Origin of the sequence: Kitasatospora sp. NPDC056531 (assembly GCF_042794375.1) — a bacterium.
In the GTDB taxonomy this organism is placed as follows: Bacteria; Actinomycetota; Actinomycetes; order Streptomycetales; family Streptomycetaceae; genus Kitasatospora.
The window spans coordinates 136,965-157,900 of record NZ_JBHTTU010000011.1 but is presented as its reverse complement, the minus strand read 5'-3'; the positions used below and the strand labels follow the sequence as shown (position 1 = coordinate 157,900).

20 protein-coding genes, 1 pseudogene and 1 riboswitch are annotated in these 20,936 nt (G+C 70.6%); of the genes and pseudogenes, 14 read left to right on the top strand and 7 right to left on the bottom strand.

All coding sequences use genetic code 11. The features are described from left to right. Window positions 1–243, bottom strand: a pseudogene (locus ACFQ87_RS13895) (manganese transporter); the annotation flags it as partial. Between the two features lie 369 nt (window positions 244–612). Continuing rightward, a riboswitch (M-box (ykoK) riboswitch) is annotated at window positions 613–789 on the bottom strand. A 273-nt stretch (window positions 790–1,062) separates the two neighbouring features. Here ACFQ87_RS13895 and ACFQ87_RS13890 point away from each other — a divergent pair. The 3 genes from ACFQ87_RS13890 (at window position 1,063) to ACFQ87_RS13880 (ending at window position 3,515) form a co-directional block, all read left to right on the top strand. After that, the gene (locus tag ACFQ87_RS13890) at window positions 1,063–1,431 is read left to right on the top strand and encodes a BlaI/MecI/CopY family transcriptional regulator (protein WP_380610939.1); all 369 of its coding nucleotides are present in this window, start codon (window positions 1,063–1,065) and stop codon (window positions 1,429–1,431) included. After that, window positions 1,428–2,312 carry a M56 family metallopeptidase gene (locus tag ACFQ87_RS13885; RefSeq protein ID WP_380610933.1) on the top strand — a complete coding sequence of 295 codons (885 nt, stop codon included), beginning with the start codon at window positions 1,428–1,430 and terminating at the stop codon, window positions 2,310–2,312. The genes ACFQ87_RS13890 and ACFQ87_RS13885 overlap by 4 nt, the downstream gene beginning before the upstream one ends. 108 nt (window positions 2,313–2,420) lie before the next feature. Beyond that, window positions 2,421–3,515, top strand: a complete 1,095-nt coding sequence (locus ACFQ87_RS13880; protein ID WP_380610932.1) for a hypothetical protein — start codon at window positions 2,421–2,423, stop codon at window positions 3,513–3,515. A 157-nt stretch (window positions 3,516–3,672) separates the two neighbouring features. Here the strand turns inward: ACFQ87_RS13880 and ACFQ87_RS13875 are convergent, their stop codons facing one another. Then, on the bottom strand, window positions 3,673–4,632 hold the full coding sequence (locus ACFQ87_RS13875) for a GlxA family transcriptional regulator (protein WP_380610931.1): 960 nt from the start codon (window positions 4,630–4,632) through the stop codon (window positions 3,673–3,675). Between the two features lie 109 nt (window positions 4,633–4,741). Between ACFQ87_RS13875 and ACFQ87_RS13870 the strand changes: the two genes are divergently transcribed. Beyond that, window positions 4,742–5,695 (top strand): NADP-dependent oxidoreductase, encoded by a 954-nt coding sequence (locus ACFQ87_RS13870; RefSeq protein ID WP_380610930.1) that lies wholly within the window; start codon window positions 4,742–4,744, stop codon window positions 5,693–5,695. Window positions 5,696–5,707: 12 nt separating this feature from the next. Here the strand turns inward: ACFQ87_RS13870 and ACFQ87_RS13865 are convergent, their stop codons facing one another. Next, window positions 5,708–6,778: an NlpC/P60 family protein gene (locus ACFQ87_RS13865; RefSeq protein ID WP_380610929.1), complete on the bottom strand. Its 1,071-nt coding sequence runs from the start codon at window positions 6,776–6,778 to the stop codon at window positions 5,708–5,710. A gap of 390 nt (window positions 6,779–7,168) precedes the next feature. Between ACFQ87_RS13865 and ACFQ87_RS13860 the strand changes: the two genes are divergently transcribed. From ACFQ87_RS13860 to ACFQ87_RS13845, 4 genes are read left to right on the top strand one after another with little or no spacing between them, the layout of a single operon-like run. Next, entirely contained in the window at window positions 7,169–9,037 is a 1,869-nt protein-coding gene (locus ACFQ87_RS13860) for a methylmalonyl-CoA mutase family protein (protein ID WP_380610928.1), read from the top strand. Beyond that, window positions 9,034–11,238, top strand: a complete 2,205-nt coding sequence (scpA, locus tag ACFQ87_RS13855; RefSeq protein WP_380610927.1) for a methylmalonyl-CoA mutase — start codon at window positions 9,034–9,036, stop codon at window positions 11,236–11,238. Before ACFQ87_RS13860 ends, scpA begins: the two co-directional genes overlap by 4 nt. 17 nt (window positions 11,239–11,255) lie before the next feature. Continuing rightward, window positions 11,256–12,248: a methylmalonyl Co-A mutase-associated GTPase MeaB gene (gene meaB, locus ACFQ87_RS13850; RefSeq protein ID WP_380610926.1), complete on the top strand. Its 993-nt coding sequence runs from the start codon at window positions 11,256–11,258 to the stop codon at window positions 12,246–12,248. A gap of 15 nt (window positions 12,249–12,263) precedes the next feature. Then, on the top strand, window positions 12,264–12,668 hold the full coding sequence (locus ACFQ87_RS13845) for an SRPBCC family protein (RefSeq protein WP_380610938.1): 405 nt from the start codon (window positions 12,264–12,266) through the stop codon (window positions 12,666–12,668). Between the two features lie 79 nt (window positions 12,669–12,747). On the opposite strand, the gene ACFQ87_RS13840 is transcribed toward ACFQ87_RS13845, so the two are convergent. Next, window positions 12,748–13,227 (bottom strand): ATP-binding protein, encoded by a 480-nt coding sequence (locus ACFQ87_RS13840; RefSeq protein WP_380610925.1) that lies wholly within the window; start codon window positions 13,225–13,227, stop codon window positions 12,748–12,750. 200 nt (window positions 13,228–13,427) lie between these two features. Here ACFQ87_RS13840 and ACFQ87_RS13835 point away from each other — a divergent pair, with 200 nt between their 5' ends. From ACFQ87_RS13835 to ACFQ87_RS13825, 3 genes are read left to right on the top strand one after another with little or no spacing between them, the layout of a single operon-like run. Beyond that, the gene (locus tag ACFQ87_RS13835; RefSeq protein WP_380610924.1) at window positions 13,428–13,754 is read left to right on the top strand and encodes a putative quinol monooxygenase; all 327 of its coding nucleotides are present in this window, start codon (window positions 13,428–13,430) and stop codon (window positions 13,752–13,754) included. Continuing rightward, on the top strand, window positions 13,751–14,989 hold the full coding sequence (locus ACFQ87_RS13830; protein ID WP_380610923.1) for a helix-turn-helix domain-containing protein: 1,239 nt from the start codon (window positions 13,751–13,753) through the stop codon (window positions 14,987–14,989). Before ACFQ87_RS13835 ends, ACFQ87_RS13830 begins: the two co-directional genes overlap by 4 nt. Window positions 14,990–14,994: 5 nt before the next feature. Further along, window positions 14,995–15,468, top strand: a complete 474-nt coding sequence (locus ACFQ87_RS13825) for a hypothetical protein (protein ID WP_380610922.1) — start codon at window positions 14,995–14,997, stop codon at window positions 15,466–15,468. Window positions 15,469–15,543: 75 nt separating this feature from the next. On the opposite strand, the gene cyaB is transcribed toward ACFQ87_RS13825, so the two are convergent. The 3 genes from cyaB to ACFQ87_RS13810 form a co-directional block, all read right to left on the bottom strand. Next, window positions 15,544–16,113: a class IV adenylate cyclase gene (gene cyaB, locus ACFQ87_RS13820; RefSeq protein WP_380610921.1), complete on the bottom strand. Its 570-nt coding sequence runs from the start codon at window positions 16,111–16,113 to the stop codon at window positions 15,544–15,546. Between the two features lie 102 nt (window positions 16,114–16,215). Beyond that, window positions 16,216–16,797: an HD family hydrolase gene (locus ACFQ87_RS13815; RefSeq protein WP_380610920.1), complete on the bottom strand. Its 582-nt coding sequence runs from the start codon at window positions 16,795–16,797 to the stop codon at window positions 16,216–16,218. 13 nt (window positions 16,798–16,810) lie between these two features. Further along, window positions 16,811–17,878, bottom strand: coding sequence for a helix-turn-helix domain-containing protein (locus ACFQ87_RS13810; RefSeq protein ID WP_380610937.1), 1,068 nt, complete (start codon window positions 17,876–17,878; stop codon window positions 16,811–16,813). A 380-nt stretch (window positions 17,879–18,258) separates the two neighbouring features. Here ACFQ87_RS13810 and ACFQ87_RS13805 point away from each other — a divergent pair, with 380 nt between their 5' ends. The 3 genes from ACFQ87_RS13805 to ACFQ87_RS13795 all read left to right on the top strand — a co-directional run bounded on the left by ACFQ87_RS13805 (window position 18,259) and on the right by ACFQ87_RS13795 (window position 20,824). Continuing rightward, the gene (locus ACFQ87_RS13805) at window positions 18,259–18,438 is read left to right on the top strand and encodes a hypothetical protein (protein ID WP_380610919.1); all 180 of its coding nucleotides are present in this window, start codon (window positions 18,259–18,261) and stop codon (window positions 18,436–18,438) included. Beyond that, window positions 18,435–19,628: a methyltransferase domain-containing protein gene (locus tag ACFQ87_RS13800; RefSeq protein ID WP_380610918.1), complete on the top strand. Its 1,194-nt coding sequence runs from the start codon at window positions 18,435–18,437 to the stop codon at window positions 19,626–19,628. Before ACFQ87_RS13805 ends, ACFQ87_RS13800 begins: the two co-directional genes overlap by 4 nt. A 335-nt stretch (window positions 19,629–19,963) precedes the next feature. Continuing rightward, on the top strand, window positions 19,964–20,824 hold the full coding sequence (locus ACFQ87_RS13795) for a tetratricopeptide repeat protein (protein ID WP_380610917.1): 861 nt from the start codon (window positions 19,964–19,966) through the stop codon (window positions 20,822–20,824). Window positions 20,825–20,936: the final 112 nt, after the last annotated feature.

Sequence of the window (20,936 nt, the reverse complement as noted above, 5' to 3'; positions counted from 1 at the left end):
GCCGGCCTGGCCGTAGGTGGAGAAGGCGCCCGCGTCGTTGTCCCCGACCATCACGATCAGGCCCGGGCCGACGATCGCGAGCAGCGTCTTGAGTCGGGCGGAAAGCCCGCTGCGGGGGGTGGTGTCGTCGAGCCGGATGGTGCCGAGCGCGCCCTTGATGTCGCCGACGTGGGCGTCGTCGAGCACGGCGGACCGTGCGGCGGTGGGAGCGGTGGGGACCGTGGAAACCTTCGGGTCCAGCATCACGTTGGTCATGGCAGGGCCTCCCTGCCCTCTTCCTTGAGAGGGCGACAGGGGGCACGCAGCAGCGATCCTCCCTGCGGGCGTACGACATCGACTCCGCACGGCGACGCTGAGCGGCGGCGGCCGTACGGGCATGACGATGCGTCAGACGGCTTGCGTCCGGGCACGGTTGAGCGCAGGACGACGTACCGGGTGAACGCGCAGGGAAGGTTGTTACCGCGTGCCGGAGGTGTTCGAGAGCATGCGGGGATAGGGGCAACTGTGGCCCGGACTAGGACAGTCCATGTCTCTCGCCTCCTCCCGGCCGGGGGCGCACTATCTGTGCGCCGCATCACGACACGGCAAGGAGCACACCGATCAGGATGGACCGGTACACCCCAACTCGTCAGAGCTTTGGCACTCCACGGCGTGTCCAGCCTGCCCGGCCGGAAGCCACTTGGGGTCAACCCTTAAGTCGGGAAGACCTGTCCTGAACCTGGGCGTCTCTCGACGTCGTCGGGTCAGTGGCCTGTGTCCGTGAAGACGCCTCACCGAACGAGGTGCCTTTTCAAACCTCCCAAAGCATAGACCCGCCACGGACGGCCTACTCACCTTTTCGACTGATCTTCGACACCTTTGTAGAACTTTGACCAAACGCACCATCCACCCTCTCGCGCTCGATATATGCAGCTCACCGGCATATGTAGCCGAACAGCTCACCGGGGTCGACCGGCGCACTCGACTCGACCACCGGCGACTCGGCGCTCGCCGTACCATGGGCCGCGTTCCAGCGGGCGAAGGGCGCCGGCGGTCGGTTCGGCGAGGGAGACCACGGCGGTGCTGCGGGGGTTCGGCGATCTTGAGGCCGAGATCATGGACCGGCTCTGGTCCTGGGGCCGTCCGGCCACGGTGCGCGAGGTGGTCGACGACCTCCAGCGGCAGCGGCCGGTCGCGTACACCACCGTGACCACCGTCGCCGACATCCTGCACACCAAGGGCTGGCTGCGCCGGGACAAGGTCGGCCGCGCCTGGGTGTACGAACCGACCTGCACCCGCGAGGTGTACACCGCCGAGCTGATGCACCAGGCGCTGGAGACCACCCCGGACCGGGCCGGCGCGCTGCTGCGCTTCGTCGACCGGATCAGCGGGGACGAGGCCTCCGCCCTGCTCGCCGCCCTCGAACAGGTCAAGGCCCGGGACACCGAGTGACGCTCGCCCTGCTCGGCCTCTACCTGGCCGTGACCGGCGTCCTGCTGCCCCGCCGGCTGGCCGGCTCCACCCGGCTCCAGGCCCGTCCGGCCCTGGGCGCGGCGCTTTGGCTGGCGTTGATGGCCTCCTTCACCGTCGCCCTGGTGCTCGCCGCGCACCACGCGCTGGAGCCCGCCGCCCACGAGCCGGCCGGGTTGCTCGGGCTGCTCCCCCACCTCGAACCGGCCGGGCCGGTCGTGCCGCACACCCACGACTGGTGGCTGCTGGCCGCCGCCGGGGTGCTGCTCGCCCTCGCGCTGGCCGCGGTCGGCGCCCGGGCCGGGCGGGCCCGGCGTCGGCACCGGGCGGTGCTGGACGTGGTCGCCGTACAGGACCTGCACTGGGGCGCGCTGGTGCTGGAGCACGCCCACCCGACGATCTACTGCCTGCCCGGGCGCCGCTCCCGGGTCGTACTGTCGCGCGGGGCGCTGCGACTGCTCGACGAACGGCAGCTCGCCGCAGCCGTCGCGCACGAGCACGGGCACATCCGCGGCCGCCACCACCTGTTCCGGCTGCCCGCCGACACCTTCGCGCTGCTGCTCGGACCGCTGCCGCTGGCCCGGCTGGGGCGCTCCGAGGTGGCACTGCTGCTGGAGATGGCGGCGGACGACGCGGCGCTGGCGAAGGTGTCGCGGGGCGAACTGGCGTCGGCGCTCTGCGCGTTGGCCACTTCCGGTACGGCTCCGGGCGAGTCCCTGGGGGTGGCCTCCACCGGGGTGCTGACCCGGGTCCGCCGGCTGGCCCGGCCCGGCGGCGACCGGCGGCGCCAACTGGCCGGGTGGCTGGCGGTCGCGGCGCTGCCGGTGCTGCCGTACGTGCTGGCGTGCGCGCCGCACCCGTAGTGCACCCCGGCCGGAAGGATTCGCCTACTGACCGTTCGTCAGGACCGTCGGTGCGATCGGTTAGCCTGCCTCCGGCACCGCACCGTGCGGTGCGCACAAGGGGGATCAATGTCCACGCACACCTGTACGAAGGCCGTCCGCTGGACCACAGCGATCGCCGCGGCCGCCGTCCTGACCCTGACCGGCACCGGCGCCGAGGCGGCCGCACCGGTCTCCGGCACGGAGGCCGTCGTCACGATCGGCGCCAACCACGCCCAGCCCCTCGTCAGCCCGGACGGCACCAAGGCCTACGTCGTGGTGACCGGCACCGGCAACCTCGTCCAGGTCAAGGCGATCGACACCCAGACCGACGCGATCACCGGCCAGGTAGCCCTGAACACGAGCCAGGTCGACCTCACCGCCGGGCTCAGCCCGGACGGCGCCCGTCTCTATGTCGCGAACGGGCAGCAGCTGAGCGTGGTGGACACCGCCTCGCTGAGCGTGGTCGCCACCACCGCCCTGCCCGACCAGCCGCGCCAGGCCGGCTGGAACCCGGGCACGCTGACCGGCCTCACGGTGAGCCCCGACGGCGGCACCGTCTACGTCGTGCAGAACGGACCGACGGCGTACCGGCAGAACGGGCAGGGCCGGGTACTGGCGTACTCCACCGCGCAGCCGGCCTTCACCGGCTCGGTGCAGGTGCCCGGCAGCTTCACCGGCACGGCCGCGGTCCGGCCGGGCGGCCGGGACCTGTACGTGGGCAGCAGCGGCGGCGTCGTCCACGTCAGCACGGCCGGCGCCACCCCCACCCTGGTCGGCACCGTCACCGGCACCGCCTCGGCGCTCGACTACTACCCCGCCTTCACCCAGGACGGCACCCGCCTGTTCGCCGTGGCGAACGGTTCCAACGGCGGCCAGGCCGACCTGATCGACCCCGCCGCCGACACCGTCACCCAGCACCTCGCCCTGGTCAGCGGCTTTGCCGACCTGCGTGCCCCGCAGCTCAGCGCGGACGGCACGCGCTTCTACGTCGCCAAGAACGACTACACGGCGGGCCCGTCGGTGCTCGCCATCGACACCGCCACCGGCAGTGTCGTCCCGGCCGAAACGGTGTCCCCCGACGAGGACGCTCTCGACGGCCTGGCCGCCGGCCCGGACGGCCACACCCTCTACGTGACCGGCACCATCGGCACCAGTGGGAAGCTCCAGATCATCGCCAACTGAGCCGGAGTCCCCGGATCATCGCGAACAGCCCGGCCGCCCTCCTCGGGGCGGCCGGGCCCGTCGGCACTTTGCCGGGCACACAGGAGGGGCGGCTGTGCGGGCACCCGCCCCTCGCGGTTCCGCCTCCGCGATCGCCGAGCGTCGGCGCTGCCGGGCGTCAGGCGGCACGGAAGGTCCTGCGGTACGCCTGCGGACCCACCCCGACGGCCGCGCGCAGATGTTGGCGCAGCGACGCGCCCGTGCCGAGGCCCGAGCGCCGGGCGACCAGCGGGACGGGCCAGTCGGTGGTCTCCAGGTAGTGGCGGGCGAGGTCCAGGCGCTGACCGACGAGCCACTGGGCCGGGGTGGTGCCGGTCTCCTCGCGGAAGCGGCGGGAGAAGGTGCGCACGCTGGTGTGGGCGTGGGCGGCGAGGTCGGCGAGGGTGAGCGGCTCGGCGAGGTGTTCCAGGGCCCAGGCCTGGGTGGCGGCGGTGCCGGCGGCGGAGGCATCGGGAACGGGACGGCGGATGTACTGGGCCTGGCCGCCGTCGCGCCAGGGCGGGACGATGCAGGAGCGGGCCACCTCGTTGGCGACCCGGCTGCCGTGGTCGCGGCGGACCAGGTGCAGGCAGAGGTCGATGCCGGCGGCGACCCCGGCCGAGGTGAGGACGTCGCCGTCGTCGACGAACAGGACGTCCGGGTCGATCCGCGCGGTGGTGACCATGCGCTGCAGCCGGTCGGCCTCCCGCCAGTGGGTGGTGGCCCGGCGCCGGTCGAGCAGCCCGGCGGCGGCCAGGACGAAGCTCGCGGTGCAGATGGCCACGATCCGGGCGCCGGGACGGATCCCGGCCAGTGCCGCCCGCAGCGTCTCGGGCAGGGTGCCGTGCTCGCGGATGTCGCCGAGCCGCTGGGAGGGCGGGACGACCACGGTGTCGACGTTTGCGAGCAGCGAGGCGTCCCGGGAGATCGCGAGGTCGAAGTCGGCGGCGGTGCGGACCGGAGCGCCGTCCAGGCTGCAGGTGGTGACGGTGTAGAGGGGGCGGCCCGCCTCGTCCCGGGCGGTGCCGAAGATCCTGGCCGGGATGCCGAGTTCGAAGGGGAAGACGCCGTCCAGGGCGAGTACGCCGACGTGGTGCATGGCCGGATCCTTTCACCACGTGGCCGTCGCGCCACCACCAGGGGCCGTCACGCACCGGCACTCTGACGACGTGCCCGGAACCGCGGGCCCGTGATCGGAGGAGTACGACATGTCCCACACCATGCACGCGATCTCGCAGGACACCGTCGGCGGCCCCGAGGTGCTGCGGCTGGTGGAGACCGCCCGCCCGGAACCGGGCCGGGGCGAGATCCTGGTGCGGGTGCACGCCGCCGGGGTCAACCCGGCCGACTGGAAGACCCGTTCGCGGGGCGTCTTCGCGAACGGTGGCACGCCCCCGTTCACCCTCGGCTGGGACGTCTCGGGCGTGGTGGAGGCGGTCGGCTACGGCGTGACGCTCTTCCGCCCCGGCGACGAGGTGTACGGCATGCCGAGCTTCCCGCAGCCGGCCGGCGCCTACGCCGAGTACGTCGCGGCTCCCGCCCGGCACTTCGCGCCGCGCCCCAAGAATCTGACCCACGTCGAGGCGGCCGGACTCCCGCTGGCCGCGCTCACCGCCTGGCAGGCCCTGGTGGACACCGCCGACCTCCAGCCGGGACAGCGGGCGCTGGTCCACGCCGCCGCCGGCGGGGTCGGTCACCTCGCCGTCCAGATCGCCAAGGCCCGGGGCGCGTACGTGATCGGCACCGCGAGCAGCGCCAAGCACGACCTGCTGCGCGGGCTCGGCGCGGACGAGCTGGTCGACTACCGCACCCGGGACGTCGCCGAGGCCGTCCGCGAGGTGGACGTCGTCCTCGACCCGATCGGCGGCCCCAGCTGGTCCCGCTCGCTGCGCTCCCTGCGCCCCGGCGGCACCTTGGTCTCCATCGAACCGCCGACCGACGCCTTCCCCATCGCCGAGGCCGGGGCCGCGGGCGTCCACGCCGTCTTCATGCTGGTCGAACCGGACCACCAGGGCCTGCGGGAGATCTCCCGCCTGGTCGAGTCCGGCCGCCTGCGGGTCCTGGTCGACACCGTCCTCCCGCTGGCCCGGGCCGCCGAGGCGCACCGGCTGGGCGAACTGGGCCGCACCACCGGGAAGATCGTCCTCTCGGTGACGGACTGACCCGCTGACCCGCTACGGGCGGACGGCGCCGACGTAGGGCATGGCGTCGATGGGGAGGACCTCGACGTTCTTGCCGGTGCGGGGGGCGTGGATCATCTTGCCGTCGCCGATGTAGATGCCGACGTGGTGGATGTCCCCGTAGAAGAAGACCAGGTCGCCGGGCTGGAGGTCGGCGCGGGCGACGCGGGGGCCGTCGTTCCACTGGTCCTGGGACATCCGGGAGAGCTTGACGCCCGCCGCGCGGTAGGCGGCGCCGGTGAGGCCGGAGCAGTCGAAGCTGCTGGGGCCGGTGGCGCCCCAGCCGTAGGGCTTGCCGAGCTGGGCGTAGGCGAAACTGACGATGGTGGCGGCGCGGCCGCCGGCGGGCGGGGCCGGGGCGTTCAGGTCGGGGCGCTGGGTGGAGCGGGAGGCGCGGTCGGCGGCGGCCGCCTTCTGGGCCTCGGCCCTGGCCTTCTCCGCGGACTGCTGGGCGTTGACCTTGGCGCGGTCCTCGGCACTGAGCTTGTTGAGCATGGCCTGGGCCTGGGCGAGCTTGGCCTGGATCTGCTTCTTCTTCTCGGCGAGCTCGGCGCCGACGGAGTCGAGCCGGGCGAGGGTGGCGGTCGCCTCGGTGCGGTCCTGGTCGAGCTTGCGCTGCTCCTCCTGGGCCTGCTTGAGCAGGGCCGTCTGGGTGTCGGCGACCTGGTTCTGCACCGAGGCGCGCTCCAGGTAGGCGGCCGGGTCGGAGTCGAGCATCAGCTGGACGGACGGGTCGATGCCGTTGCCGCGGTACTGGTCGGCGGCCACTCCGCCGAGCCGGGTGCGCAGTTCGTTCATCGCCTCCTGGCCGCGGGCGACCTTCTCCTGGATCTTGTTGGCGTCGCCCTGGAGCTTCTGCTGCTTGTCCTGGAAGCCGTTGTACTGCTCGATGGCCTGCTCGGCCTCCTCGTTGAGCTTGTCCACCTGCTCCTTGACGGTGGCGAGGCTCGGGGCGGGCTCGGCGTGGGCGGTGCCGGAGGCGAGCACCGCACCGCCGGCCATGGCCGTGGTGAGGACCGCCAGGCGGGCCCGGCTCGGGGGGCTGGGCTTGCGGCGCTTTCCCATCGCGGTGGGATCTCCTTCGGGGGCGTTCGGGACCTGCCGGGGGCGTGCAGGGGGCGTGCAGGGGCGTCAGGAACGTGCGGGGCACGGCGAAGGCGGGTGGGGACGTACGGGGGATGCCGCCCCCACCCACCTTCTTCGAAGTAACTTAATAGATGAGTGGTGAGGTTCCGCAATCCCCCTGATCCGGGCACTTTCGGACGATCGATCGTGTGCCGTGCCACCGGTGTTGCGCCCGCCCCGACAGCACCGTCGGGACACTCCCCGGCGGGCGGAGTGCACAGCCTCGCGGCACTCCCTGGCGGGCGGAGTGCTAAAGGCTGACCAAATCGAGAACTAGGTCACACGCGACTCCCCTCCTGCCGGTCCACGAACGGGCGCTAACCTGCGGACATGAAGGTCCCGCCCGAAGGGCTCCCCCTCGCCGCCGAGTTCCCGGCCGCGCACCGCGAGCAGTGGCAGCAGCTCGTCGAGGGCGTGCTGCGCAAGTCCGGTGCCCAGCCCGAGGACGGCGCCGCCGCCGAGCGGGCGCTCAGCACCGCACTCCAGGACGGCCTGCGCGCCCGCCCGCTGTACACCGCCGAAGACAGCTCGGCCGAGCCCGGCTACCCCGGCTTCCCGCCGTTCGTCCGCGGCGGACGGCCGCAGGGCTCCGCCGTCGCCGGGTGGGACGTGCGGCAGCGGCACGCCGACCCCGACCGGCGGCGCACCAACGAGGCGGTCCTCGCGGACCTGGAGAACGGCGTCGGCTCGCTCTGGCTGGAGCTGGGCGCCGCGGGTCTGCCGGTGACGGCCCTGCCCGAGGCGCTCGCCGGGGTGTACCTGGACCTGGCCGCCGTGGCGCTCGACGCCGGCCCCGAATTCGCCGACGCCGCCGAGCAGTTGTTCAAGCTGTACGAGGAGCGCGAGGTCTCCCCCGGCTCCGCCGCCGGCAACCTCGGCGCCGACCCGCTCGGCCTCCAGGCCCGCACCGGCGACGACGCCCGCACCGACGCGCTGCTCGCCGCGGCCACCGCGCTGGCCGCCCGCTGCGCCGCCGACCACCCGAACGTCCGGGCCCTCACCGTCGACGCCCTGCCGTACCACGAGGCCGGCGCCTCCCCCGCCCAGGAGCTGGGCTGCTCGCTGGCCACCGGCGTCGCCTACCTGCGCGCGCTGACCGCCGCCGGGCTGTCGGTGGACGAGGCGCTCGGCCAGCTGGAGTTCCGCTACGCCGCGGACGCCGACCAGTTCCTGACCATCGCCAAGTTCCGTGCCGCGCGCCGCCTGTGGGCCCGCGTCGCCGAGGTGTCCGGCGCCTCCGCCGAGGCCTCGGCGCAGCGCCAGCACGCCGTCACCTCCCGGGTGATGATGACCGCCCGCGACCCGTGGGTGAACATGCTGCGCACCACCATCGCCTGCCTGGCCGCCGGAGTCGGCGGCGCCGACGCCGTCACCGTGCTGCCCTTCGACAGCGCGCTCGGCCTGCCGGACGCCTTCGCCCGCCGGATCGCCCGCAACACCCAGTCGATCCTGCTGGAGGAGTCCCACCTGTCCCGGGTGATCGACCCGGCCGGCGGCTCCTGGTACGTAGAGCAGCTGGGCGACGAGCTGGCGCGGGCCGCCTGGGCCTGGTTCCAGGAGATCGAGCGGGCCGGCGGCCAGCGCGGCGCTCTGGAGTCCGGTCTCATCGGCGAGCGGATCGCCGCGACCTGGGCGGAGCGGTCCGTGAAGCTCGCCAAGCGGCGCGAACCGGTCACCGGCGTCAGCGAGTTCCCGCACCTGGACGAGCAGCCGCTGGTCCGCGAGCCGGCCCCGGCCGGGCACGCCGGCGGCCTGCCGCAGGTGCGCCGCGCCGAGGCGTACGAGGCGCTGCGCGACCGCTCGGACGCTCATCTCGCGGCGACCGGCGCCCGCCCGTCCCTCTTCCTGGCCTCGATCGGCACCGCCGCCGCGCACACCGCGCGCACCACCTTCGCGGCCAACCTGTTCCAGGCGGGCGGCATCGCGACGTCCGCGGTCGAGGGCGTGGACCCGGCGGCGTTCGCGGAGGCGTTCACCGCCTCCGGCGCCACCGTCGCCTGCCTGTGCTCCAGCGACGCCCTCTACGGCGAGCACGCTTCGCCGATTGCCGAAGCGCTGAAGGCGGCCGGCGCCCAGCGGGTGCTGCTGGCCGGCCGGCCGGCCGACGTGCCCGCCGGAGTGGACGAGTTCATCTACGCGGGCGGGGACGCGGTCTCCGTCCTGACCTCCCTGCTGGACCAGATCGGAGTGGCCCGATGATCCCCGACTTCACCGGAATCGGGTTGACCGGCGACGCCGCCTCGGACGTCACCGACGCCCAATGGCAGTCCGCCTGGCGGCAGTCCACCGGCAAGGACGTCGACGAACTGGTCTGGGACACCCCCGAGGGCATCGGCGTCAAGCCGCTGTACACCGCGGCGGACCTGACCGGTCTGGACTTCCTGGAGACCTACCCGGGCGTCGCCCCGTACCTGCGCGGGCCGTACCCGACCATGTACGTCAACCAGCCCTGGACCGTCCGCCAGTACGCCGGCTTCTCCACCGCCGAGGAGTCCAACGCCTTCTACCGCCGCAACCTGGCGGCCGGTCAGAAGGGCCTCTCGGTCGCCTTCGACCTGCCGACCCACCGCGGCTACGACAGCGACCACCCGCGCGTCACCGGCGACGTCGGCATGGCCGGTGTCGCCATCGACTCGATCTACGACATGCGCCAGCTGTTCGACGGCATCCCGCTGGACAGGATGTCGGTGTCGATGACCATGAACGGCGCGGTGCTGCCCGTCCTGGCGCTGTACATCGTCGCGGCCGAGGAGCAGGGCGTCCCGCCCGAGAAGCTCGCGGGGACCATCCAGAACGACATCCTCAAGGAGTTCATGGTCCGCAACACCTACATCTACCCGCCGCAGCCGTCGATGCGGATCATCTCGGACATCTTCGCGTACACCTCGCAGAAGATGCCCCGGTACAACTCGATCTCCATCTCCGGCTACCACATCCAGGAGGCCGGTGCGACGGCCGACCTGGAGCTGGCCTACACCCTGGCCGACGGGGTGGAGTACCTGCGCGCGGGCCTGGACGTGGGGCTGGACGTGGACGCCTTCGCGCCGCGGCTGTCGTTCTTCTGGGCGATCGGCATGAACTTCTTCATGGAGGTCGCCAAGCTGCGCGCGGCCCGGCTGCTCTGGGCCAAGCTGGTCAAGCAGTTCGACCCGAAGAACCCCAAGTCGCTTTCGCTGCGCACCCATTCGCAGACCTCGGGCTGGTCGCTGACCGCCCAGGACGTGTTCAACAACGTGACGCGTACCTGCGTCGAGGCGATGGCCGCCACCCAGGGCCACACCCAGTCGCTGCACACCAACGCCCTGGACGAGGCGCTCGCGCTGCCCACCGACTTCTCCGCCCGCATCGCCCGCAACACCCAGCTGCTGCTGCAGCAGGAGTCGGGCACCTGCCGGGTGATCGACCCGTGGGGCGGCTCGGCCTACGTCGAGAAGCTCACCCACGACCTGGCGGCCAGGGCCTGGCAGCACATCCAGGAGGTCGAGGCGGCCGGCGGCATGGCCAAGGCGATCGACGCGGGCATCCCCAAGATGCGCGTCGAGGAGGCCGCGGCCCGCACCCAGGCCCGGATCGACTCCGGCCGCCAGCCGGTGATCGGCGTCAACAAGTACCGGGTCGAGAGCGACGAGCAGATCGACGTGCTCAAGGTCGACAACTCCGCGGTACGCGCCCGGCAGATCGAGAAGCTGCGCCGACTGCGCGAGGAGCGCGACGAGGCCGCGTGCCAGGACGCGCTGAACGCGCTGACCCGGGCCGCCGAGGCCGGTCCGCAGCGCGGCGGTTCGCTGGACGGCAACCTGCTGCACCTGGCCGTCAACGCGGCCCGGGCCAAGGCCACCGTCGGCGAGATCTCGGACGCCCTGGAGAAGGTGTACGGCCGCCACTCCGGCCAGATCCGTACCATCTCCGGTGTGTACCGTGACGAAGCGGGCCCGTCGGCCCCCCTCCAGCGCACCCGGGACCTGGTCGAGCGGTTCGAGCAGGCCGAGGGCCGCCGCCCGCGCATCCTGGTCGCCAAGATGGGCCAGGACGGCCACGACCGCGGCCAGAAGGTGATCGCCACCGCCTTCGCCGACCTCGGCTTCACGGTGGACGTCGGCCCGCTGTTCCAGACCCCGGCCGAGGTCGCCCGCCAGGCCGTCGAGGCGGACGTCCACATCGTCGGCGTCTCCTCGCTGGCCGCCGGTCACCTGACGCTGGTGCCCGCGCTGCGGGCCGAACTCGCCGCAGCGGGGCGGGAGGACATCACCATCGTGGTGGGTGGGGTCATCCCGCCGCAGGACTTCGACGCGTTGTACGAGGCGGGCGCGGCGGCGGTGTTCCCGCCCGGCACCGTGATCCCGGAAGCCGCCTACGACCTGCTGAAGTCGCTGGCGGCCGACCTCGGCCACGAGCTGTGAGCTGGGATCTTTAGGCCATGCCACCGAGGACGATCGACCTCGACAGCTACGTGACGGGTGTCCTGGACGGCTCGCGCGCCTGGATCGCGCGCGCCGTCACCCTCGTCGAGTCCACCCGGCCCGACCACCGCGCGCTCGCGCAGCAGCTGCTCCAGCGGCTGCTGCCGCACGCGGGAGGTGCGGTCCGGGTGGGTATCACCGGGGTGCCCGGGGTCGGCAAGTCGACCTTCATCGACTCCTTCGGCACGATGCTGACGGGGCTGGGCCACCGGGTCGCGGTGCTCGCCGTCGACCCGACGTCCACCCGGACGGGCGGCTCCATCCTGGGCGACAAGACCCGGATGGAGCGGCTGGCGGTCGACCCGAACGCCTTCGTCCGGCCGTCGCCGACCTCGGGGACGCTGGGCGGCGTCGCCAAGGCCACCCGGGAGTCGATGGTGGTGATGGAGGCGGCGGGCTACGACGTCGTACTGATCGAGACCGTCGGCGTCGGCCAGTCCGAAACGACGGTGGCCGGGATGGTCGACACCTTCCTGCTGCTCAGCCTGGCCAGGACCGGCGACCAGCTCCAGGGCATCAAGAAGGGCGTCCTGGAGCTGGCGGACGTCATCGCTGTCAACAAGGCGGACGGGCCGCACGAGCGCGACGCGAAGGCGGCTGCGCGTGAACTCGCGGGCGCGCTACGGCTGTTGCAGGCGCCGGACGCGGCGTGGACGCCGCCCGTCCTGACCTGTAGCGGGCGGGACGGCGCCGGGCTGGACGTGTTGTGGGAGCGGCTGCAGCAGCACCGTAAGGTGTTGGACGCCACCGGCGCGCTCACCGCCAAGCGGCGGGAGCAGCAGGTCGAGTGGACGTGGTCGATGGTCCACGACCAGCTCTACGCGCGGCTGCACGAACACCCCGACGTCCAGCAGCTCACCCCGTCGCTGGAAGCTCAGGTTCGCGCCGGTACGCTGCCCGCAGGGCTGGCCGCGCAACAGATCCTGGACAGCTTCTTCGGCACCCCCTGACAGGAGCAGAGGACCATCGCCACCATTGCCGAGGACGTCGTCATCGAGGCCGACGCGGACGAAGTCTGGGACGCCGTACGGGACGTGGGCGCGGTGCACAAGCGCCTCATCCCCGGCTACGTCCTCGACACCCGCATCGACGGCGACGTTCGGTACCTGACCATGCCCGGCGGCGCGGTCATCCGCGAGCTGATCGTCAGCATCGACGACGACCTGCGTCGCCTCGCGTACTCAGCAGTCGAGGGCTTCAAGATCCCCCTCACCCACCACCACGCGTCATTTCATGTCGCCCCCGAGGGCGCGGACCGCTGCCGCCTCATCTGGACCACCGACGTCCTGCCCCATGAGATGGCCGAGCAGGTCCGCCTCCGCGTCACCCGGGGCGCCCAGGTCATGAAGGAGACCCTGGAGGCCCGCTAGCGGTCACAACCCGACGCGAACCCCGCAACCACTGCGGCCGAGAACAGCACCCACCACACCAGGCGCGCAACGCTCGCCACTACGCCACCTCCGGCAGAGCATGAAGGTCATGCGCCGTGCCCCACCCGTGCGTGGGGCACGGCGCTTCGGCGGTTTCCAGGCACTCGAACCAGACCACCTTGCCAGGCCCCGCCGGGCGCCACCCCCACGCGTGCGCCAGCGCCTCCACCAGCAGGAGGCCCCGTCCACCGGTCGCTTCCTCGTCGCGTTCCTGAGCCGGCAACTCGGCACATCGGTCGGCGACTTCCACCCGCACCCGCCCGGCCCGACGCCGGACAGTCACGACACAGCGCTCCTTGGTGTGCACCATCGCATTGGCGATCACCTCGCTCGCACACAGCTCCAGTTCCTTCAACGCATCAGCCGACAGCGGCACACCCCACGCCCGCAGGATCGCCACCACCAACCGCCGCGCCGCCGGCACGGCGTCGGCCCCTGGCGGCTCGCCCCACTCCAAAGGAACTGGAAACCGCGCATTGCTGAGCGGGCTGACGATCACGCTCCACCCCATTGCTCCTCCATCACTGCAGATGGACAGTGGCCACCGACATGCGGCAGCGAAAGGGATTCCCTCATAGCTCTCTGCCATGGCGGCAACACCGAAAGTAGTCGCAGAAAAACTGCGAGTCAAGTGACTCTGCTACTCGCAGGCCTTCACCGAGTCGTGCGAGACTCAACCAATCCAGGAAGGGGAGAACCATGGGATTCGGTCTGGTTGTGCGCTTCGTCGCCCGCGACGCGGCAGCGGCTCACGCCTTCGACGCCCTGGCAGCGGAAGCCCTCAAAGGCATCCGCACCAAGGAGCCCGGAACGCTCGTCTATGTCAACCACGTTGTGCCGGACGAGCCCCGCGTCCGGGTCTTCTACGAGCTGTACGCGGACCGTGCAGCGTTCGAGGAGCACGAACGTCAGCCGCATGTCCGTCGGTTCCTGGCTGAACGTGGCCAGTACCTCGAATCGTTCGAGGTCACGTTCCTGGAGGAGATCTCCGGCAAGGGCTCATCGGGCGACAAGGCTGCCCAATGAGCCCTGAAGAGCGGCGCGCGTTCGGTGCCCGAGTCGCCCAGCTCCGCAAGAGTCGAGGCATGAGGCAGGATCAACTCGCCGCCGCCATCAACCGAACTGCCAGCTGGGTGTCGCAGGTCGAGCGCGGCGTCCAGCCCGTGGTCCGCCTCGACGTGCTCCATTTGCTGGCGAACGGCCTCGGCGTGTCCGTTCAGACGCTGCGGCCCGATGCGCCGTCGCCTGCCGCGCCCGATTCCGCTACAGGGGATCAGACCAACGACCTTGACCAGGCACGACTTTGCCTCTCGGGTCATCCAGCTCTCGACTCGCTGCTCAATGAGCGCCCCGAGACACGCACGCCCGACGTGGTCGAGCTGACCGCTGCTGTTGAGGATCTCTGGCAGCTGACGCACAGCGCACGATTCGCCGAGTTGAGCACGGCCATTACCAACGTCCTACCGCGTTTGGAGAGGGCCGCGCGCTCCGCCACCCCGGACGGACGACCCGAGATCCACCTACTTCTCAGCCAGGCATATCAGGCGGTTTCAGCAGCGTTCGTCCGCCAGGACGAGGCCGATGCGGCGTGGGTGGCCGCTGATCGCGCCATCCGTGCAGCTGAGCAATCCGGACGACCACTGCATGTCTTCGCCGGCATCTACCGAATGGCGCACGCATTCGTCCGGCTGCAACGGCTGGACCAGGCAGAACACTCGGCCGGGAGCGCCGCGACGGCCCTACATGCGTACACCTCGACGGACAACCCGCCGCCTGAAGCGCTCTCCGTTCTCGGCGCGCTCCACCTGGTCCTCGCGTTGGCCGCCGCCCGCGCCGGCCAACGCGAGCAAGCCCGGACGGAACTTGCGAACGCCCGAGAGGTCGCCGCGCGGCTCGGCGAGGACCGCAACGACTTCAATCTGGAGTTCGGCCCCACGAACGTTGAGATCCAGGCCGTCTCAGCGGCCGTCGACCTCGGCGATGCAGGCGAGGCGCTGGATCTGGGACTCCGGATCGATGCCGGACAGCTCTCGCCCGAGCGAAGGTCCAGGCTACTGATCGACCTCGGGCGGGCTCACGCTCAACGGCGACAGCTCGGGGAAGCCATCGAATGTCTCCTTCAGGCCGAGAAGTTGGCGCCGGAAAGCGTCCGAAGCCACACAACCGCTCGGGCAACCATCCGCGAGCTCGTCCTCATCGCCGGCCGGAGCGCACCATCGGAGCTGGTGAAGCTCGCCAAGCGCGCAAATGCAACGGGGTGATGTGCATGCGGATCGGGATCACAGGGCACCGGGGGTTGACCGCCGAGGTCCAGGGGCAGGTTCGACAGCTACTCGAAGACGCTCTCGGGGGTGAGGATCCGAGTGCACTCACGGTCGTGTCCTGCATCGCGGACGGGCCAGATGCCTGGCTCGCGGAGATCGGGCTCGAACGGGGTGGACAGCTGGAGGTCGTCATTCCTGCCGATCACTACAGGGACGGGCTGCCAGAGTGGCATCACCCGGTCTACGACCGGTTGTTGGGAAAAGCTAGCGCCATTCACCGCACTGGGCACGTGAAATCCGACGAAGCCGCACACATGGCCGGGAGCGAGATCCTGGTCCAGCAGGTCGACAAGCTCCTCGCCATCTGGGACGGCCTGCCGGCCCGGGGCTTCGGCGGAACGGCGGACGTGGTCGCGTACGCACAGCAGCACGGCGTGCCGGTTGAGGTGCTGTGGCCGCAGGGGGCACACCGGTAACCCGGAAGAGCTCCTTTGACACCCCTGAGGTCTACCAGCGGGCCGCCCACGTGGGCGGCCCGCTCGACCCTCCGGTCAAGCCGGTCGCGCCGCCGCGACAGCATCGGTGTACAGCTCGTTGGTCAAATCGATCTCACTGATACCGAGTTCGGCCAACACCATGCGGACCAGAGTAAGAGCCGACACGAGGTCGGCCTCGGTAGCAGCCACCGTTTCCACCTCGATGAACGTCGCATCGTCCAACTCGGGAACGCGAACGAGCGTGGCCAGCAGACTCCGTCCATCGCGCTGGAAGCTGTAGTTGCGGCACCGCTTCTCGAACGCGATACGCGGGGTGAAGCCGAGGCCCCGCACGATCTCGTGCGCGGCCTCGGCATCCTCAACCCTAGTCTCGGCCTCCGGCTTCGAGCCGGAGGCCTCGTCCACCCGGGCGCCCTTATAGGTAAGGACCGTGCGCGTGTCGTCCGAACTGTGCACCGTGCGGATCCGCAGCTCACGGTCGGCGCCCATCAGGCTGCCGTCCGGCGCGTCGTAATAGGTGTCCCGGTAGACCTCGACGCGGCCGACGCCGTGCCGGTCCTCCAACTGCTTGAGCACTCCTTCCGGGTCGCGGACGATTGCCTTGAGCTCCGCTTCGATCGCCATCCTGTTCCCTCCGTCAGATCACGCGCTCAGCACCGTCCACCATGACATCGGACTGCCGGCGCCAGCCCCGGCACGGCGGACCCACTACTATCCGGGCCCGTCTCAGAGCGGCTTCTCACCAAGAGCAGCGCGGAGCCAGTCGAGGGAGTCGGTCGCCAAGACGGCATCGGCGAGCGCGTTGGCGGACTTCGTGGTGATCCGTGCACGGCTGTTGTCGATCCATCGCTGCGCGTTCGCGTAGCCCTGGGCCTTGTACTCGACGCCCTGAATCATGCACTCCAACTTGTCCGCATCTCGGGCACACACCGCCTCCGGCGAGTCCTTCCCCTCGTATTCCGCGACGAGATCCTGGATGGTCGAGGCCAGGACCTCCGGCATGCCGGCAATCTGGTCGGCCGTCACCGCCACCGGATCGGCACTCGGCGCATATTTCTTGCCCAGATGATTGACGTCCCCGGTACGCGTCTCCTGAGAGTCGTGCCACACCGCTAGGAAAGCGGCCTGTGCCGGATCGGCTCCTTCGAGCTTGGCGATGACCGAGGCGATCAGCGCGGTCCGCCAGGAGTGCTCGGCGACCGACTCGGGATCGCGGACCCCGGCCATCCACCAGCCCGTACGCTTGGTCTGCTTGAGCGTCCCGGCTTCGAACAGGAACCTCGCCACCGAGGTCAGGTCCTCCGTCACCGTCTGGCTCCTCTCACGCCTCGGCGAGGCGGATCGCGTAGCGGATACTGTCGAGTTCACGTCGCCCCCGTGGCGAGAGCTCCCGACCATCCAACATCACCGGAAGCCGTTCGCGTAGTGCACGGGCTGCGGCTCCGGAGCGCAACAGGGTCGGTCGCAGCTGGAGCAGCGACCACACCGTGTGGATGTTGAGCTCGGCATACCCATGCTGAGGGGCAAGGCCCTGAGCGAGGTGGGTGAGGAGTTTGTCACCTGGCCACGGTCCCGGTGTCCGAGCGGCAATGAAGTCATCGGACAGTTCGAGGGACGGGATCTCACCGATCCAGTAGGCCCAATAGTTGAGATTCGCGACAGCACCGTCCTCATCGACAAGTTCCCTGTCGATGAAGTGACTCATGCGGTCACGGTCGCCGTGGCGGGCGGAGACCATCGCGACCGAGCGGGAGTTGAGCCAGCGAGTCAGCCAGTCGTCCGGTTTCTCGATTCGTTGCTGGTGGGCGAGCCACTCCCGCGTGTCGCCGTGGTCGTCATACCCCGCGAGGTACAGCGCCTGGCGGCGCACAAGGAAATGGTCCCTCTCCCGAGCTTCCTCAGCCGCCTGCCGCATGCCCGCGAAGAACCGGATGCGGTCAGCGACGGCGAGCTCCGGCCCGCTCGGTACCGGACCCCTTCGTGAACGTGATGGGGTCGGCAGGTCACGCACGGCCTTCGGCGCTACACCGCCGAGCGGCCACATGAGGACCTCTACGAGGTCTCGCTGCAGGACCATCGACCCTAGCGGGCTGTTCCGCATCGAGGCTCGCTCCTCAAGGGCGCCGGCGAGGAGGATGTCCGCCTCGAAGGCCCGTTCCAGCGTCTGGAGAAGTACGGGGGCCGTACCCATGTGCAGCAGCCGGTGACGATGCACGAGCATCTGACCGACAGGCACGGCTGTGAGCGGGCGTCGGCCACTCTCCCAGCCGGCGATGGTGTCCGGGGACACTGCCAGCCGCGCGGCGAACTCGTCCTGTGTACAGCCATGCTGTTCGCGTATCACCCGAAAGACGTACCCCGAGATGGTGCCCGATCGCAGACGTGACATCCGCCCCTGACCAGCAGTCAGGGTTTCCTGTGAACTCGACCGCATGAGAGCCCCCACCTTCGGGAGTTCGCGCCAACATACCGGTACTGGTGGTCACTTCAAGGCCTGATCTCGAACATCTACCGTCGTAGACATCCCCGGCTGAGGTTAGCCAGATGCCCTCGCTGACGCACACAGGCCAGCCGTCGGCGTGCAGCCGCCGACGATCCGACGAGGCCGGAGCATCCACCAATCTCCCACAAAGGAGCGCGATCGTGACCACTCCGCAGCCCAAGCCCCCGCCGCCCCCGGCACCGCCGGGGCCCGGGCCGATGATCCCAGTGAGCGGCACGACGACCGGCGACACCACGACGAGCACCGCCATCAGGTAGGAGAATCACATGGGATGGGGTACCGGCAAGGGCGGAAGCTCCGGCGGCGGCAGAGGGTCCAACGACGGCGGTCAGGGCAAGCACGCGGACAAGAACAAGAAGGACTTCAACACGTCTCCCCAGAACCAGGATCACCAGTCCGGCAAGTCCACCGGCAAGCACAGCAAGGGCGGCGACAAGAGCAAGTGACGACACACCAGCCCGACCTGGAACAGACCGCCCTGCGCGGTCTGCTCCAGGCCGTCTCCCGTCACCTCGGCCACGACGTAGCCCCCGAGTGGTGCAGGGCCGCCGAAGCGACCCCGCGCCATCGTTTCCTGCCTGACCGGATCTGGCTCTCCAGTGACGACGATGAGCCCCTCACGCCTTGCGATCGTGAGCGCGAGCCCGATCGCTGGTTCGCCGCAGCCTACGGCGACGTACCCGTGGTGACGCAGATCAACGACGGACATGAACCGGAGGACGCGTCCGACGCCTCGCCGTCCTCCTCGGCTTCGGCGCCGTCGGTCGTCTTCCAGATGCTCGAACTTCTCGGCCTCGCACCTGGAATGCGAGTCCTGGAGATCGGCGCGGGCACCGGGTTCAACGCCGCGCTCCTCTCGCACCGGCTGGGCGACGTCAACGTCACCACGATCGAGATCGACCCCACCGTGGCCGAGCTCGCCCGCTCCAGCCTCAGGGCCAACGGCTACGCCCCTGCCGTCGTCTGCGGCGACGGAAGCCTCGGCTGGAGCGCCGAGGCACCGTACGACCGGGTTGTGGCGACCTGCTCAGTACGGCAGGTTCCCTACACCTGGATCGAACAGACCAGGCCGGGCGGCGTCATCCTCACCCCTTGGTGCGACGACTGGAGCCACTGTGGCCTGCTCCGCCTCACCGTGGGCGACGACGGAGGTGCCATGGGCCGCTACACGCCCGACAGTGCGTTCATACTGATGCGAACTCAGCGCCACGATCTCCGTCTCTTCCGCGACGTCGTGATGGACGACCACGTCCCGACTGAGTCCACGACCACCCTCGACCCCTGGGCGGTCGCCGATTCTCCGATCGAGACCCAGTTCGCCCTCGGCCACCGCCTCGGCGACCTCTGGTACGCCTGGCACCACGACCCAGATCTCGACGGCGTCGATACCCGCCTCTGGGTAGCCACGACCGATGGCACCTCCTGGGCCGCCGTCGACTGGGATGGCACGGACAACACCGAGCACTACACCGTCTGGCAGCACGGCCCGCGCCGCGTGTGGAACGAGGTCGAAGCCGCGCACCGGTGGTGGCTCGACAACGGCCGCCCCGGCCCCGACCGCCTCGGTTTGACAGTGACGCCCAACGGCCAGTGGGCGTGGCTCGACCACCCGACGAACTCGTGGCCCTTGCGGTAGGCGGCCGTCGGCCCCGGACCGTCGAGACGGACCGGGGCCGACCCCCTGCCGGGCGGGAACGGATGGCTCGCAGCGGCCCAATGTCCCTGCAAGCAGAATGAATTGATTATCCATCAACTTGCTATTACGCGACCAACGATGGAGATGGCGTGGGTTCATACACAGAGCTCCCCCGGAGGGGCGTGGTGGATCGCCGGGGATTCGTAGCCGCCTCCAGCGCCTACGCGCTCGCGGCGCTAGGCCTGCCTGACCCCAACGCCGTGCTCCGGCGTGTACGACTCAAGTCCAGTGGCAAGGTCCAAGTCGGCCGGGGAGAGGTCGCAGCGATCCGCCAAATGACCAAGTCACTCGGCGACGCGGCAGCAGAACTCGGCGGCGGACACGCCCGCCACCTCGCCGTCCGTTACCTTCACGACGACGTCGCGCCCTGGCTGGACGGCACCTGGAGCGAAGCCGTCGGCCGCGAGCTCTTCGCGGCCACGTCCCAACTGGTGCACCTGGCCGAATGGATGGCCCAGGACGAGGGCAACCAGGACGCCGCCCAGCAGTACTATGCCCACTCGTTCCGCCTGGCCTCCGAGGCCGGCGACGCCGAGCTGGCCGCCACCGCCCTCCGTGGCCTTGCCGTCCAGGCCATCGACCTCGGCTTCAGACCCACCGCCGTGCGGATAGCGGAGGAGTGCGTCGACCAGGCCAAGACCCTCGACTCTCCCCGGGCCCTCTCCTACTACCAGGCCACCCTGGCCAACGCCGCCGCCCTCGACGGCGACCGTCGCACCGCTACCGCCGCGCTGTCGGCCTCGCAGACCGCGATCGAACGTGCCACCGACGCCCCGGGCGAGTCATGGGCCTCGCACTACAGCATCGGCCGGTGGGCCCATGAGTCCGGCATGATCCTCGCCCGACTCGGCGACTACACCAGCGCGCAGGAACACCTCCATCACGCGCTTGACATCCACGGCCTCGACCGCCGCCGCACCCGCGCGATCGTCCTCGCCGACCTCGGCACCGTCCGCCTACGTCAGGACGACATCGACGGCGCCCTCGCGTCCTGGAACGACTTCCTCGACTGCGCGGACGGCATCCGCTCCATCAAGGTCCAGGACGCCGTCAACGACATGCGAGCCCGCCTCTTCCGCCTCCGCGACGTACCTGGGGCCGAGGAACTGGATGAGCGCGCTGAAGGGTTGGGGTGATGCGGAGTGCGGATCGGTATCACGGGACACGAGAACTGCCAGCCGCAGTAGAGAGCAGCCGCCGCACCTGGCGCCGCCCGGTCCGGCTGAGGCCCTGTCCCCCGCGGCCAGG

What these genes read in the sequence shown, in the direction of transcription:
- ACFQ87_RS13880 (WP_380610932.1), top strand. Translation starts at nt 2,421, where the DNA reads ATGTCCACGCACACCTGTACGAAGGCCGTCCGCTGGACCACAGCGATC.
- ACFQ87_RS13875 (WP_380610931.1), bottom strand. Translation starts at nt 4,632, where the DNA reads ATGCACCACGTCGGCGTACTCGCCCTGGACGGCGTCTTCCCCTTCGAA.
- ACFQ87_RS13870 (WP_380610930.1), top strand. Translation starts at nt 4,742, where the DNA reads ATGTCCCACACCATGCACGCGATCTCGCAGGACACCGTCGGCGGCCCC.
- ACFQ87_RS13865 (WP_380610929.1), bottom strand. Translation starts at nt 6,778, where the DNA reads ATGGGAAAGCGCCGCAAGCCCAGCCCCCCGAGCCGGGCCCGCCTGGCG.
- ACFQ87_RS13860 (WP_380610928.1), top strand. Translation starts at nt 7,169, where the DNA reads ATGAAGGTCCCGCCCGAAGGGCTCCCCCTCGCCGCCGAGTTCCCGGCC.
- scpA (WP_380610927.1), top strand. Translation starts at nt 9,034, where the DNA reads ATGATCCCCGACTTCACCGGAATCGGGTTGACCGGCGACGCCGCCTCG.
- meaB (WP_380610926.1), top strand. Translation starts at nt 11,256, where the DNA reads ATGCCACCGAGGACGATCGACCTCGACAGCTACGTGACGGGTGTCCTG.
- ACFQ87_RS13835 (WP_380610924.1), top strand. Translation starts at nt 13,428, where the DNA reads ATGGGATTCGGTCTGGTTGTGCGCTTCGTCGCCCGCGACGCGGCAGCG.
- ACFQ87_RS13830 (WP_380610923.1), top strand. Translation starts at nt 13,751, where the DNA reads ATGAGCCCTGAAGAGCGGCGCGCGTTCGGTGCCCGAGTCGCCCAGCTC.
- ACFQ87_RS13825 (WP_380610922.1), top strand. Translation starts at nt 14,995, where the DNA reads ATGCGGATCGGGATCACAGGGCACCGGGGGTTGACCGCCGAGGTCCAG.
- cyaB (WP_380610921.1), bottom strand. Translation starts at nt 16,113, where the DNA reads ATGGCGATCGAAGCGGAGCTCAAGGCAATCGTCCGCGACCCGGAAGGA.
- ACFQ87_RS13810 (WP_380610937.1), bottom strand. Translation starts at nt 17,878, where the DNA reads ATGTCACGTCTGCGATCGGGCACCATCTCGGGGTACGTCTTTCGGGTG.
- ACFQ87_RS13805 (WP_380610919.1), top strand. Translation starts at nt 18,259, where the DNA reads ATGGGATGGGGTACCGGCAAGGGCGGAAGCTCCGGCGGCGGCAGAGGG.
- ACFQ87_RS13795 (WP_380610917.1), top strand. Translation starts at nt 19,964, where the DNA reads ATGACCAAGTCACTCGGCGACGCGGCAGCAGAACTCGGCGGCGGACAC.